Annotated in this window: 8 protein-coding genes and 3 pseudogenes; 4 read left to right on the top strand and 7 right to left on the bottom strand. The window is 61.9% G+C overall.

The window, feature by feature from the left end:
• The first annotated feature begins 62 nt into the window (after window positions 1-62).
• Entirely contained in the window at window positions 63-2,600 is a 2,538-nt protein-coding gene (locus JFT80_RS11915; protein ID WP_201148002.1) for a PAS domain S-box protein, read from the top strand.
• A gap of 66 nt (window positions 2,601-2,666) precedes the next feature.
• Window positions 2,667-2,941 (top strand): annotated as a pseudogene (locus JFT80_RS11910) (peptidylprolyl isomerase).
• Between the two features lie 55 nt (window positions 2,942-2,996).
• On the opposite strand, the pseudogene JFT80_RS11905 reads toward JFT80_RS11910, so the two are convergent.
• From JFT80_RS11905 to JFT80_RS11890, 4 genes and pseudogenes are all read right to left on the bottom strand, one after another.
• Window positions 2,997-4,213: pseudogene (locus JFT80_RS11905) on the bottom strand (amino acid deaminase).
• A 64-nt stretch (window positions 4,214-4,277) separates the two neighbouring features.
• A pseudogene (locus JFT80_RS11900) lies at window positions 4,278-4,661 on the bottom strand (RidA family protein); the annotation flags it as partial.
• A gap of 162 nt (window positions 4,662-4,823) precedes the next feature.
• Window positions 4,824-6,383 (bottom strand): TerC family protein, encoded by a 1,560-nt coding sequence (locus tag JFT80_RS11895; RefSeq protein ID WP_201148001.1) that lies wholly within the window; start codon window positions 6,381-6,383, stop codon window positions 4,824-4,826.
• 323 nt (window positions 6,384-6,706) lie between these two features.
• Window positions 6,707-7,603: a LysR family transcriptional regulator gene (locus JFT80_RS11890; protein WP_201148000.1), complete on the bottom strand. Its 897-nt coding sequence runs from the start codon at window positions 7,601-7,603 to the stop codon at window positions 6,707-6,709.
• 103 nt (window positions 7,604-7,706) lie between these two features.
• Here JFT80_RS11890 and JFT80_RS11885 point away from each other — a divergent pair, with 103 nt between their 5' ends.
• Both JFT80_RS11885 and poxB read left to right on the top strand, forming a co-directional pair.
• On the top strand, window positions 7,707-9,254 hold the full coding sequence (locus tag JFT80_RS11885; protein ID WP_201147999.1) for an MFS transporter: 1,548 nt from the start codon (window positions 7,707-7,709) through the stop codon (window positions 9,252-9,254).
• 86 nt (window positions 9,255-9,340) lie between these two features.
• Complete coding sequence (gene poxB, locus JFT80_RS11880) at window positions 9,341-11,065, top strand: ubiquinone-dependent pyruvate dehydrogenase (RefSeq protein WP_201147998.1); 1,725 nt, start codon at window positions 9,341-9,343, stop codon at window positions 11,063-11,065.
• A 125-nt stretch (window positions 11,066-11,190) separates the two neighbouring features.
• Here the strand turns inward: poxB and JFT80_RS11875 are convergent, their stop codons facing one another.
• The 3 genes from JFT80_RS11875 to JFT80_RS11865 all read right to left on the bottom strand — a co-directional run.
• Entirely contained in the window at window positions 11,191-11,931 is a 741-nt protein-coding gene (locus tag JFT80_RS11875; protein ID WP_201147997.1) for a VWA domain-containing protein, read from the bottom strand.
• On the bottom strand, window positions 11,856-12,854 hold the full coding sequence (locus JFT80_RS11870) for an ATP-binding protein (RefSeq protein ID WP_201147996.1): 999 nt from the start codon (window positions 12,852-12,854) through the stop codon (window positions 11,856-11,858). The genes JFT80_RS11875 and JFT80_RS11870 overlap by 76 nt, the downstream gene beginning before the upstream one ends.
• 66 nt (window positions 12,855-12,920) lie before the next feature.
• Window positions 12,921-13,941 (bottom strand): cobaltochelatase subunit CobN (locus JFT80_RS11865; RefSeq protein ID WP_201147995.1); only part of this gene is annotated, 1,021 nt, incomplete at its 5' end.

Below are 13,941 nucleotides of genomic sequence, written 5' to 3'. Positions count from 1 at the left end.
GCGTCTACCACCTTGCAAGCATAATAGACGCCGCCAGACCGACATTACTGCAGGACAATTTGATGAACGCATCACCGACCGGCAGCGATGCCCAGGCCTTGATCGCCCGCACAGACTGGAGCAACAGCCCGCTCGGTGAGGCCGGTACCTGGCCGCAGAGCCTGCGTACGGCGGTGGACATCGTGCTTCACTCGCCGATGCCAATGCTGCTGTTGTGGGGGCCGCACCTGACGCAGATCTATAACAATGGCTTTGCGATGCTCGCCGGCAGCAAGCATCCGCACGCTTTCGGACAGCCGGCGCACCTGATATGGCCAGAACTTCGCGACTTTACTGACCCGATTTACAGCGCCGTCCTACAAGGCCAAGTGCGCACCTACAGCGAACGGCGCTTTACCCTGCAACGTGATGGGAAAGAATCCGACTTCTGGCTGGACCTGACCTACAGCCCGATCCGCGACGAAACCGCGCAAGTGGCTGGCATTCTGGTCACGGCCATCGAAACCAACGAACGGCGACGCATCGCGCTGGAGCTGCAACAACGCTCTGATGAAAGCCTCAGGGTTCAGCGCGAAACCGAAGAGCGCCTGCAATTGGCACTGGCGGCCACCGACGCCGTCGGCACCTGGGATTGGGACATCAGCGAAGATCGTTTCATCGCTGACGCGCATTTTGCCCAGTTGCATGGCATTGATCCGGCGCAGGCTGGCCAGTTGCCGATCAGCGATTATTTACAGGCTGTGCATCCTGAAGACCGAGCGCTGATCGCACGCAGCATCAAGCACTGCATCACCCATGGCACCGAATACGCCGAGGAATATCGCCTGCTGCAAACCGATGGCGAGATACGCTGGGTGTTCGCCCGCGGGCGTTGTTACAAGGACCACCATGGTCGGCCGGTACGCTTTCTCGGCGCGGCACTCGACCTGACCGAGCGCAAACATACTGAACAGGCATTGCGCCAAAGCCAGACGGAATTGCAGTTGATCATCAACGCCATGCCGATCCTCATCAGTTACGTCGACCACGAGGAGCGTTTCCGTCTGAACAACGCGGCATACCTGGAGTGGTATGGGCTGACGCCGCAGGAACTCTATGGCCGCACGATTCGCGAAGTGATCGGTGAAGAGGCTTACTTTCTACGCTCGCCGTTTATCGAAGAGGCACTGGCCGGGCGACCCTGCTCGTTCAGCCTGTCCACACCACACCGCGATGGCAGCAACCGCCACGCACTGATGAATTACCTGCCGCGCCACGGCGCCGACGGTGCGGTCAACGGTTTCTACATTTTTGTGATCGATGAAAGCGAACGCAGAAAAACCGAAGAAGCGCTGCGCAATCTCAATGAAACCCTTGAGGAACGCGTCACCGCGCGCACCGAGCAATTGGCGCAGGCCAATCAGCGCCTGCAGAACGAGATGTTCGAACGCGAGCGCGCCGAAGACGCCCTGCGCCATGCGCAGAAAATGGAGGCGGTCGGCCAGCTCACCGGCGGCATCGCCCATGACTTCAACAACATGCTCACAGGGATCATCGGCAGTCTTGACCTGATGCAGCGCTACATCGCCAACGGTCGCGCCAGCGAAATCGGTCGCTTTACCGAAGCAGCCGTGGCCTCGGCCAATCGCGCGGCAGCGCTGACCCACCGTCTGCTGGCGTTTTCCAGGCGTCAGTCGCTGGACCGCAAACAGCTCAACGTCAACGAACTCATTCATTCGCTGGAAGACCTGATCCGCCGCACCAAAGGCGATCACATCGAGCTGCGCCTGCAGCTGACTGAAGACGCATGGCCGGTGAGCACCGACGTCAGCCAGCTGGAAAATGCCCTGCTAAACCTGGTGATCAACGCTCGCGATGCCATGCCGGACGGCGGTGAGCTGCTGATCGAGACCGCCAATGTCTACCTGGAAGACAGCCATATCACCACCCTGGAACCGCTCAAGGCCGGGGATTACCTGATGATCGCCGTCAGCGATAACGGCACCGGGATGACACCTTCGGTACTGGCCAAGGCGTTCGACCCGTTCTTCACCACCAAGCCGATTGGCCAAGGCACAGGCCTGGGCCTGTCGATGATCTACGGGTTTGCCCAGCAGTCCGGCGGGCATGTCCACATCGACAGCGTGCCGGGCCAGGGCACCTGCGTGCGCCTGTACCTGCCTCGTCTGCAAGACATGGAGCAGCCAGACACCCTGCTGCCCTTCACAGGCGAAGCGCCGGCGGCCAATGCCGGTGAGACGGTGGTACTGGTCGAGGATGATCCGGCGGTGCGCCTGCTGGTGCTGAACCTGCTCAAGGAGCTCGGTTACCAGGCCCATGAGGCTCGGGATGCGATCGAGGCCCTGCCCTTGCTGGAGTCGGACGCGCGGGTCGACCTGCTGGTGACCGATGTCGGCCTGCCGGGCATGAACGGACGGCAACTGGCGGAAATCGCCCGTCAGCGCCGGCCCGGCCTGAAGGTGCTGTTCATGACCGGTTACGCGGAAAAAGCCGCAGAACGCCAGGGCTTTCTAGAGCAAGGGATGGACATGGTAGCCAAGCCGTTTTCGATCGACCTGCTAGCCAACAAGATTCGCGCGATGCTCGGTCAACCGGGGTAAGTTGAGGCATAATCGCCCGCCCCGCGCTGGCACCCGCCCAGTCACCACCGTTGCAAGGTACTTCCAATGAAAGCCCAAGCCCGTCACATCCTGGTGAAAACCTCGGAAGAAGCCGAGCAGCTCAAACAGCGCATTGCCAAGGGCGAAGCCTTCGATGTGCTGGCCAAAAGTACTCCACCTGCCCCTCCGGCAAACGCGGTGGTGACCTGGGTGAAGTGCGCCCCGGACAGATGGTCGGGGTGATAGACGCAGTGATTTTCAAGAAGCCATTGCGGGTGGTGCACGGGCCGATCAAGAGCAAGTTCGGTTATCACCTGGTGCAGGTGTTCTACCGGGATTGATCTAGCGGCATCAATTGCAGCCCATGCCCAGCCTCAGGCACCTCGGTCTTGACTGTTAGAAACAGGTTTCCATGCTCTCGATCACAGACAACTGCTCGTCCACCAGCAATCCCACACGCCACTTGTCGAACGTCAGGCACGGGTGCGAAGTCCCGAAGGAAATGATGTCGCCTACGCGCAACTCAACCCCCGGCGCCACGGTCATGAACGCGTGCTGGTCCATGACTGCAGTCACTTTGCAGGCACCCACGTCGTCGCCCACTGCAGGCACCACCCCCGGCTGGTAACGCCGCAACGGGACCGGCAGTCCGGCGTCATAGGCCACGTCGCGCTTGCCCAGGGCAATCACCGCAAACCCCGGCTCCGGCAGCGACTGCACGTGGGCCCAGACTTCCAGTGCCGGGCGCAGGCCTTCATGCAAGTCGCTGCGACGCTCGAGCACGCAGCACTGCGCCTCTTTGTAGATGCCGTGGTCGTGGGCCACATAGCTGCCAGGACGCAGCACACTGAGAAAGCGTCCGGCGGCATTCTGCGCCTCGAACGATTCGGCAATCAGGTCGTACCAGGCCGACCCCGAGGCCGTGATGATCGGCTTGGCGATGGCGAATGCGCCGCTGTCCTGCAACTGGACCGCCAGGCGCACCAGGGAGGTGGCGAACGCGCGGATTCCGCTCTCGGCATGATCACCGTGGATCACCCCTTCGTAGCCTTCGATACCGGTCAGTGCCAGTGCCGGTTGCGCACAGATGGCTTTGGCCAGATCAAGCACTTCCTGTTCAGTGCGGCAGCCACACCGGCCGCCGACCACGCCATATTCGATCATCACGTTCAGGCGCACGCCGCGCGAGGCGAAGTAGGCACCGAGGTCGGCGACGTTATCCGGATGATCGACCATGCAGTGAAAATCAAAGCCCGGGTCTGCCAGCAGATCCGCGATCAACGCCATGTTCGGCGTGCCGACCAGTTGATTGGCCATCAGTATCCGCCGCACGCCATGGGCGTAACCTGCACGGGCCTGGGTTGCGCTGGCCAGGGTAATGCCCCAGGCGCCAGCATCCAGTTGGCGGCGAAACAAAGCCGGCGTCATGCTTGTTTTGCCATGGGGGCGAGCTCGGCGCCGCTGTTGCGCACAAAATCCTGCATCCAGCGAATGTTGTGTTCCAGCGCTTCCCGGTGCAAAACCAGGGCCGGCAGGCTGACGTCGCGCACCAGGCTGGCGCCGGTCGGGGCCGCACCTTTTTCCACGGCGACGTTGATTGGGGCAGTAGTCATGATCGAACTCCTCGGATTTCGCGACGTCACACAGCCGCTGTCCTGCATTCGGTGACGATTCAGGCTTTTTCCTGTAGGCCACGCAATCGATCTCGACCTTGCAGTCGACCATCATGTTCGCCTGCACGCACGCCCGGGCCGGGGCATGTTCGGGGCTGAAGTACTCGGAAAACACCTTGTTGAAGCTCCAGAAATCCCGCGGGTCTTCCAGCCACACACCGGTACGAACCACGTCCTCCAGGCCATAACCGGCCTCTTCGAGGATCGCGACCAGATTCCTCATGGCCTGGTGAGTCTGCTCGACGATACCGCCGACGATAATCTCGCCATCCAGCGCCGGGACCTGGCCAGACACGTACAGCCAGCCATCGGCCTCCACGGCGCGGGCGAAGGGCCGCGGCTGGCCGCCGCCTGCAGTGCTGCCGGTGCCGTATCGAGTGATGCTCATGAATATTTCTCCTGGTCTGCATGCTGGGTGCGCCGATTCTGAACGTGCGCCATCTGAGAGATTAAATCGCAAGCAGGCTCGCTCCTACAGGAAATTGTGATCGGTCACAAAATCTGCGGGAGCGAGCCTGCTCGCAATGAGGCCTTCAAGGGCCCGGCAAGATTAAACGCTGCGAGGCACCAGCAACACGCGCGTCACCCGGCGCTCCTCAACGGCCATCACGGTCATCTGCCAGCCGTCCCACTCATGGCTGTCACCAATCGCCGGCAGGCGATCCAGCACGCTCACTACCAGGCCGGCCAGGGTCTGATAGTCCTCGGTGGGTTCTGCCGCGAAACCGGTGCGCTGGCGCACGCGCATCAGGTTCAATGCTCCGCTGACCATGAACCCACCCTGCTCCTCGATCACGTCCGGGCCTTCGACTTCACTGGCGTCGGGCAGCTCGCCGGCAATCGATTCCAGAATATCGGTCATGGTCAATACGCCGACAAAATCGCCAAACTCATTGACCACAAACGCGATATGCGTCGATGCCGCACGCATTTGCTCCAGCGCATTGAGGATCGAGTAACTGGCGAGCAGATTGATCGTCTTGCGTGCCAAATGCTCCAGATCCGGCTCTTCGCCCGCCAGATATTCCTTGAGCAACTCCTTCTTGTGCACGAAGCCCAGCGGTTCATCCACCGCACCGTTGCGAATAAGCGGCAGACGCGAATAGGACGAATGCATCAGTTTGGTACGAATGGCCTCGGCATCGTCAGCCAGATCGATGGTGTCGACATCGGCACGCACGGTCATCAGGGCGCGGATCGGGCGCTCTGCCAGTTGTAAGACGCCGCTGATCATCACCCGCTCGCGACGGTCGAACAGCTCCGCAGTCGGCGCATCACCATCATCCAGCAGATCGGAAATCTCCTCGCCAACCTCCTCCACCGCCAACTTGCGACCGCCGAGCAAGCGCATCACCGCATGGGCCGTGCGCTCGCGCATCGGCCGCAGGCCCTGCATCGAGCGTTTGCGACGGGCGCGGGCGATCTGGTTGAACACCTCGATCAAGATCGAGAAACCGATGGCCGCGTACAGATAGCCTTTCGGAATGTGGAAACCCAGACCTTCAGCGGTCAGGGCAAAACCGATCATCATCAGGAAGCCCAGACACAGCATGATCACCGTCGGGTGTGCGTTGACAAAGCGCGTAAGCGGCTTGCTCGCAACAATCATCAGACCGATGGAGATGATCACCGCGATCATCATCACCGCCAGTTCATCAACCATGCCCACTGCGGTAATGACCGCGTCCAGCGAGAACACCGCGTCGAGCACCACAATCTGCGCCACGATCGGCCAGAACATGGCATATGCGGTGTTTGTCGAACGCTCGCCAATATGGCCTTCCAGGCGTTCGTGCAATTCCATGGTGGCCTTGAACAGCAGGAACACACCACCGAACAGCATGATCAGGTCACGGCCGGAGAAGCTTTTGTCGAATACCTCGAACAATGGCTGCGTGAGCGTGACCAGCCAGGAAATACTCGCCAACAAGCCCAAGCGCATGATCAGCGCCAGGGACAGGCCAATGATTCGCGCACGGTCGCGCTGATGCGGGGGCAGTTTGTCCGCCAGAATTGCGATGAACACCAGGTTGTCGATGCCCAGCACCAACTCCAGCACGATCAATGTCAACAGGCCTAACCAGGCCGTGGGATCCGCTAACCATTCCATAAACGTCTCGATCTCTATTCAGTAAATTCAGACTGCCAGATACGGCAAAGCGCGGCGCACAGGCCGTGAAAACGCTTGGGAAATGGATATCTGGGGGCGGAAGACGGGGTGTTTCGCGTGCATCAAGACAGCGCGGTGGCGCCGGGTGAGCGGGTAACTGGGAGGCTCCGAGAGGGTGTTCATGCAAATCCTGCAGGAAAATAGGATTTCAAGCGTACAGCGGAATGCGGCCTTTTCTACACATGGAAATCATTACAAAATCTGTAGGAGCGAGCTTGCTCGCGAAAAACCTGAGGGCGCTGCAGGGTGACAGGCTTCCCGCGTTATCGTTGACGACCGTCGCGAGCGAGCTCGCCCCTACAACGAATCTGCTCGATGTACCGGCCCACAGCCGCAGATTTTTCAAATCGCCGATGGATCAAGGACAACCACGAACTCGCCTCACAGCCGTCAATCTGCCGATACCAGACCCCGGGCAAACCCACATGGCCGACCACCGATTCCGGCACTACGGCCACGCCCTGTCCCAGGGACACCAGTGCCAGCACCGCCACCAACCCGCCCGGTTGAGCCCCCAGTTTTGGCGCAAAGCCGCCCTCGGCAGCCACCTGCAACGTACCGCTGATCTGCTCGGGCAGAATAAAGGTCTCATCCTGCAGTTGCCTCGGGCTGATCACCGGCAACCGGCTTAGCCATGACTCGCCCGACACCGCCAGGACAAAACCTTCGGCATCCAGGCGCACAGCTTCCAGGCCGTCCGGCAAGGTCATGGGCGAGCGCACGTAACCGACGTCATAACGCCCATCCAGGACCATCGCCGGTAGGGCGGCCATCGGGCTTTCGCACACACTCACGCTGACGTCCGGATACTCGCGAGTGAAGGCCTGCACCTGTTTTTGCAGCAGCCCGGAATAGACTGCCGAGGCCACATATCCCAATTCAATGTGGCCGATGTCCCCGCGGCCGGCACGCCGGGCATTATTCTGCGCCGCCTCAAACTGGCGCACGGCAGCGTCCGCCTCGGGCATCAGCGCGACGCCGGCCTCGGTCAGGCTGACGTCACGTTGATGGCGATTAAACAGGCGGGTGCCTAGTTCGCTTTCCATATCCTGGATCTGCCGGCTCAAGGTCGGCGGTGCGATGCCCAGTTGCTCGGCGGCGCGGGTGAAGTTGCGCTGACGGGCGACGGCCAGGAAATAACGAAAATGGCGGATATCCATAGGCGTATTAGCTCAAAGGTAATGAAGTCGTGGCGCTCGCCTAACGCGGACGGCAGCTGGCAGCCATAAGCTTGAAGGACTTCCACCCTAGAGAACAACCGCCATGCTCGTCAAATCCCGGGTCAGCCCACGCCTGACGTTACTTACAGCCTCAGGCGTTTGCTCATTGATCGTCCTCGACACCAACATCGTCGCCGTCACCTTGCCTACCATTGCCCGCGACCTGGGGGCCAATTTTGCCGACATCGAATGGGTAGTCAGCGCCTACATGCTGGCGTTCGCCGCCTTGTTGCTGCCGGCGGGCAGTCTCGCCGACCGATTCGGCCGACAGAAAACCCTCCTGTGGGGCCTGGGCATTTTTATCCTGGCCTCTATCGGTTGCGGGGCCGCACCCAGCGCTTTGGTCCTGGACATCGCGCGGGCGATCAAGGGCGTTGGCGCAGCGCTGCTCCTGACCTCGGCCCTGGCGTCCATCGGCCATACCTTTCACGATGAGGTGGAACGGGCCAAGGCCTGGGCGTTCTGGGGTGCCTGCATGGGCGTGGCGATGACAGCCGCACCGACCCTCGGCGGGCTGATCACGGAAACCATTGGCTGGCGCTGGATTTTCTACCTCAATCTGCCGGTGGGAGCGTTCCTGATGGTGATGGTGTGGCGCGCTGTTCCCGAATCGCGCGACCCGCAGTCCGCTCGTCTGGACCCTTGGGGGAGCCTGGCCTTCAGTGCCAGCCTGCTGTGCCTGATCTGGGGGCTGATCGAGGCCAACCGCATTGGCTGGAGCAATCCGCTGACCTACGCCCGGCTCATCGGCGGCGCTTTATTGATGGGGGCGTTTGTGCTCATCGAGCGCATGCAGCAACGGCCGATGGTCGACCTACAACTGCTCCGCCACCCGCGCTTTATCGGCGCCCTGCTTGGCATGTTCGCCTACGCCGGTTGCGCCCAGGTAATGATGACGCTGCTACCGTTTTATCTGCAGAACGGCCTCGGCTTATCTGCCATCAGTTCGGGTCTGGGCATGTTGCCGTTTGCCGCGACCATGCTGATTTTCCCGAAGGTCGGCGCGCGCCTGGCCACTCAATTTACGCCGGGCGCTTTGATGGCGACCGGGCTGGCCCTGGTCGCCAGCGGCAACCTGTTGAGCGCGTTGGCCGTCAGCAGCGCCAGCTACCTGCCTTTTGCCCTGGCGATTGCAGTCACCGGTGCTGGCGCCGGGTTACTCAATGGCGACACACAGAAAAACATCATGGCGTGCGTGCCCCGCGAGCGCACGGGGATGGCATCGGGCATGAGCACCACCATGCGCTTCAGCGCCATCGTCCTGGCGATCGGCGTGTACGGTGCCCTGCTGTCGAGCCACTCCTCGCAGGTTTTGCACGGTGAACTGGCGAACCAGGCTCCGCAATGGCTGGAGCATACCCAAGGTATCAGCTCGAGAGTGGTCGCCGGGGACATGCCGGCAGCCATGAGCCTGCTGCCCGAGGCCGCTCGCACGTTGGTGGAGCCTCTGGCCCGTCAGGCATTCATCAGTGGTTTCAGCTTGTTGTTGCTGGTTGCCGGGCTATTAGCGGGATTGGGCGCGCTGGTAGTCGGCACCTTGATGCGTCACCCGATTCCGGCGCAAAGCGGTTTGTCCCTGAGCGCGAAATAAACAGGGGGAGTCATGACCGGTATTGAGTTGTCCTCTTTTAACCCGAGGACAACTCATCGCTCGATTTTTGGAAAACGGAGTACCCCATGGCGAAAATCACCCTTGCCCAGCAACTGGCAACCACCCTTGAACAGGCCGGCGTCAAGCGCATCTGGGGCCTGACGGGCGACAGCCTCAACGGCCTGACCGAAGCGCTGCGCACCATGGACAGTATCGAGTGGATGCACGTGCGCCATGAGGAGGTCGCCGCCTTCGCCGCCGGTGCCGACGCGGCGGTCACTGGCGAACTGGCGGTGTGCGCCGGCAGTTGCGGGCCGGGTAATCTGCATTTGATCAACGGGTTGTTCGACTGCCACAGGAACCACGTGCCCGTGCTGGCGATTGCCGCCCAGATCCCATCGTCGGAGGTCGGCCTTAATTACTTTCAGGAAACCCATCCCCAGGAACTGTTCAAGGAGTGCAGCCATTTCGTCGAACTGGTGAGCAACCCGGCGCAGATGCCCCATGTGCTGCACCGGGCGATGCGCAGCGCAATCCTCAACCGCGGCGTGGCGGTGGTGGTGATTCCTGGTGACGTGGCGTTGCAGGAAGTTGACGACGCCTTCAAGCCCTGGCCCGCGCTCGCCCAACCGCGCATCCTGCCGGCGCCCCATGACCTCGATCGACTGGTCGAACTATTGAGCCAAAGCAAGGCCGTTACCCTGATGTGCGGTGCCGGCTGCGCGGGCGCCCATGATCAAGTGGTGGCCTTGGCCGACGCCCTTGGCGCGCCAGTGGTGCATGCCTTGCGCGGCAAGGAACACGTGGAGTGGGACAACCCGTTCGACGTGGGCATGACCGGCCTGATTGGTTTCAGCTCCGGTTACCACGCCATGCTCAACTGCGACACCCTGGTGATGCTCGGCACCGACTTTCCCTATCGCCAGTTCTATCCCACCGACGCAACCATCATCCAGATCGACCACGACCCGCAAGCCCTCGGGCGGCGCACGGCCCTGGACCTGGGCATAGTTGCCGACGTCAGCGAGACGCTCGCGGCCCTGTTGCCACGCCTGCCCTATCGGGCTGATCGAAGCTTCCTGGAGTCGTCACTCAAGCATTACGCAAAAGCCCGCCAGGGCCTGGACGACCTGGCCCAGCCGTCGGCGCCAGGGCGTCCGATCCACCCGCAGTACCTGACCCGCCTGCTCAGTGAACTGGCAGACGAAGACGCGATTTTCACGGCTGACGTCGGCACGCCAACGGTGTGGGCTGCACGCTACCTGAAGATGAATGGCCAACGGCGCCTGCTCGGCTCCTTCAATCACGGTTCTATGGCCAACGCGATGCCGCAGGCGATCGGCGCACAGGCATCCTTCCCGGACCGCCAGGTGATTTCCCTGTCGGGTGACGGTGGTTTCAGCATGCTGATGGGGGATTTCATTTCCCTGGCGCAACTCAGGTTGCCCGTGAAAATCATCGTCTATGACAATGCCTCCCTGGGCTTTGTCGCGATGGAAATGAAGTCCAGCGGGCTGCTGGATACGGGCACCGACCTGCACAATCCGGATTTCGCGGCGATGGCCAACGCGATGGGCATCCTCGGGATTCGCGTCGAGGCCAGCGAAGACCTGGACGCGGCATTGCGTCGGGCACTGGCGCATGACGGGCCGGTACTGGTGGACGTGGTGACCGCAACCCAGGAACTGGCGATGCCGCCGACCATCAAGCTGGAGCAGGCCAAGGGTTTCAGTTTGTACATGCTCAAGGCGGTGATGAGCGGGCGTGGGGATGAGGTGATCGAGTTGGCGCGGACTAATCTGTTTCGTTGAGGGCCGGTCACGCCCTGTAGGAGCTGGCTTGCCAGCGATGGTCGTAAACGATGACACGGGGCGGCGGGATGAACCGGTCAGGCCACGAGATTAAAAGATCGCAGCCTCGTTTCTATCGGCAGCTCCTACAGGGGGACCAGTTCGTCGATGTGGCGGTAGTCGATGGTTAAGTCTGCGGCCAATTGTTTCGCTCGTGCCAAGCGAATCGGGCCGCGCTCTATGTCGATCAGCAGCCCGGGGCACTTGAGCGACGTCAGTATCGGCCACTCCTTCAACCGCCCATCGGTGACCAGCAATAGCCGCTGTTGCTCGGCGGGCAAGCGCTTTTGACGGGTAGCCAGCCATTGTTCCGCCTCGGACAGTGCTGCCAGCAAAGGTGTGCCGCCTCCGGCACCCAATTGATCCAGCCAGGCGTGCAAACCGCTGGACGCCTTTAAACCTTGTACCTGCCAGGTCGGGGTCGTACCGCTGGCGGTCAGCAGCGCCAGCCGCGCACGCTGGCGATAGGCGTCATCGAACACCTGCGCGAGCAAACCCTTGGCATCACTCAGTGCCTGGTGGCGACGAGTGGACGCAGAGGCATCGACGATCACCAGCCACAGTTCATGGGGCGAGCGAGTGCGCGCCTGGAACTGCAGGTCAGCACGCTGGCGCGGGCGCCCATTGAGCAAGGTGCCCGGCCAGTTGACCGAACCTTCGCGCGTCACCCGCTGCCGGCCTTGCTTGCCACTGTCGAGATGTCCCGCGCGGGCTTTGGCATTCGCCCCCGCTGCAGATCGAGGGCGAATGCCTAGGGCTTTTTTGGCCAGCTCGGTACTTCGCGGCGAGCGCCAGTCGGCAATGCCTGGGCGGGCATTTGGCCCCATTGCCCCTGCCCTTCGCCTGGCTGCGAACCCTGGCTTGTGGGTGGCTGGCTTGCTTGCGGCGCGGGTGGTGTGTGTTCGCGCCGACGATGGCGCAGGGCGAACTCGGCAACCGCTTCAATATCTTCTTCGCCTATCCCTTGCGCACCGCGCCAGGCCGCGTGGGCCCGGGCGGCACGCAACCAGACGAGATCAGCGCGCAAGCCATCGACGCCGGCAGCGAAGCAGCGCTCAGTGATTTTGCCCAAGGCCTGGTCATCCAGAGGAATGCTGGCCAGTACACTCCGGGCCTGCTCACAACGCTCGCGCAAGGCATGCTGGGCGGCTTCCCATTCGGCGCAAAACGCCGCGGGATCATGATCAAACGCCAGGCGCCGGCGAATGATTTCGCCGCGTTCGGTGGGTACAGTATGGCCACCGAGAGCAACGTTCAGGCCGAAGCGATCGAGCAACTGCGGACGCAGCTCGCCTTCTTCAGGGTTCATGGTGCCAATCAGGACGAATTTCGCCGAATGCCGATGGGAGATGCCATCGCGTTCTATCAGGTTGATGCCGCTGGCCGCCACGTCGAGCAACAGGTCCACCAGGTGATCGGGCAGCAGGTTGACTTCATCGACATACAATACGCCGCCGTCGGCCTTGGCCAGGACCCCTGGCGAAAATCGCGCGCGGCCTTCGTTCAGTGCCGCATCAAGATCTAGAGTGCCGACCAGGCGCTCTTCTGTCGCACCCAGCGGCAGCGTGACGAACAGGCCGCTGGCAAGCAGGTCCGCCAGGCCCCGGGCCAGGGTGGACTTGGCCATGCCCCGCGGGCCTTCGATCAACACGCCGCCGATCTTCGGGTCGATGGCAGTGAGGCACAGGGCGAGCTTCAGATCGTCGGCGCCGACCACGGCGGATAAAGGAAAATGCGGTGTTTCAGTCATTAGTCAGTCTCGGTCATGGTCGCAGTATCGCGAGCAGGCTCACTCCTACAGGGGGTAATGGCAGTCTCAAGTATCTTCTTCAATGTCCAGCAGCAGATTCTCCAGTGCCTCCTGGTACTCGCCGGGCTCTTTCCACATGCCGCGCTGCTGCGCCTCGAGCATGCGCTCGGTCATGTCGCGCAGGGCATGGGGATTGTGCTCGCGCACAAACTCGCGGGTCGCCGGGTCCAGCAGGTAAGCATCGGCGAGCAACGCGTACTGGTGATCGTCAATCAACTGCGTGGTGGCGTCGAAGGCGAACAGGTTGTCGACGGTTGCCGCCATTTCGAACGCGCCTTTATAACCGTGGCGTTTGACCCCGTCGATCCATTTCGGATTGGCCGCCCGTGAGCGGATTACCCGGTTCAGTTCTTCTTTCAACGTGCGAATCTTCGGCAGATCCGGCTGGCTGTGATCGCCGTGATAACTGGCCGCTGCTTCGCCGCGCAGGGTTTCCACGGCCGCGAGCATGCCGCCCTGGAACTGGTAATAGTCGTTGGAATCGAGCAAGTCGTGTTCGCGATTATCCTGATTTTGCACCACAGCCTGGACCTGACTCAGGCGCTGGGCGAACTGTGCCCGGGCGGCCGTTCCTTCGTCTGAACCACCATAGGCGTAGCCGCCCCAGTTCAGGTAAACCTCGGCCAGGTCTTCGCGGCTTTGCCACAAGCGACCCTCGACCGCGCCCTGCACGCCAGCACCATAGGCCCCCGGTTTCGCCCCGAAAATACGCCACCCTGCCTGGCGGCGCGCGGCCTCCTGGTCGAGACCCGCCAGCAACAGGGTTTCCCGCTCGGCACGCACCTTGGCAGCCAGTGGGTTGAGGTCGTCGGGCTCGTCGAGTTCGGCAACCGCTTGCACGGCGGCATCGAACAGCCGGATCAGATTGGCGAACGCATCGCGGAAGAACCCCGACACCCGCAACGTGACGTCCACCCGAGGGCGGTCCAGCAGGCTCACTGGCAGAATTTCAAAGTCGTCAACTCGCTGGCTGCCGGTGGCCCACACCGGTCGCACGCCCATCAGGGCCATCGCCTGGGCGATATCG

Source organism: Pseudomonas sp. TH10 (assembly GCF_016651255.1).
In the GTDB taxonomy this organism is placed as follows: Bacteria; Pseudomonadota; Gammaproteobacteria; order Pseudomonadales; family Pseudomonadaceae; genus Aquipseudomonas.
This window is presented reverse-complemented; position numbering and strand designations above follow the sequence as displayed.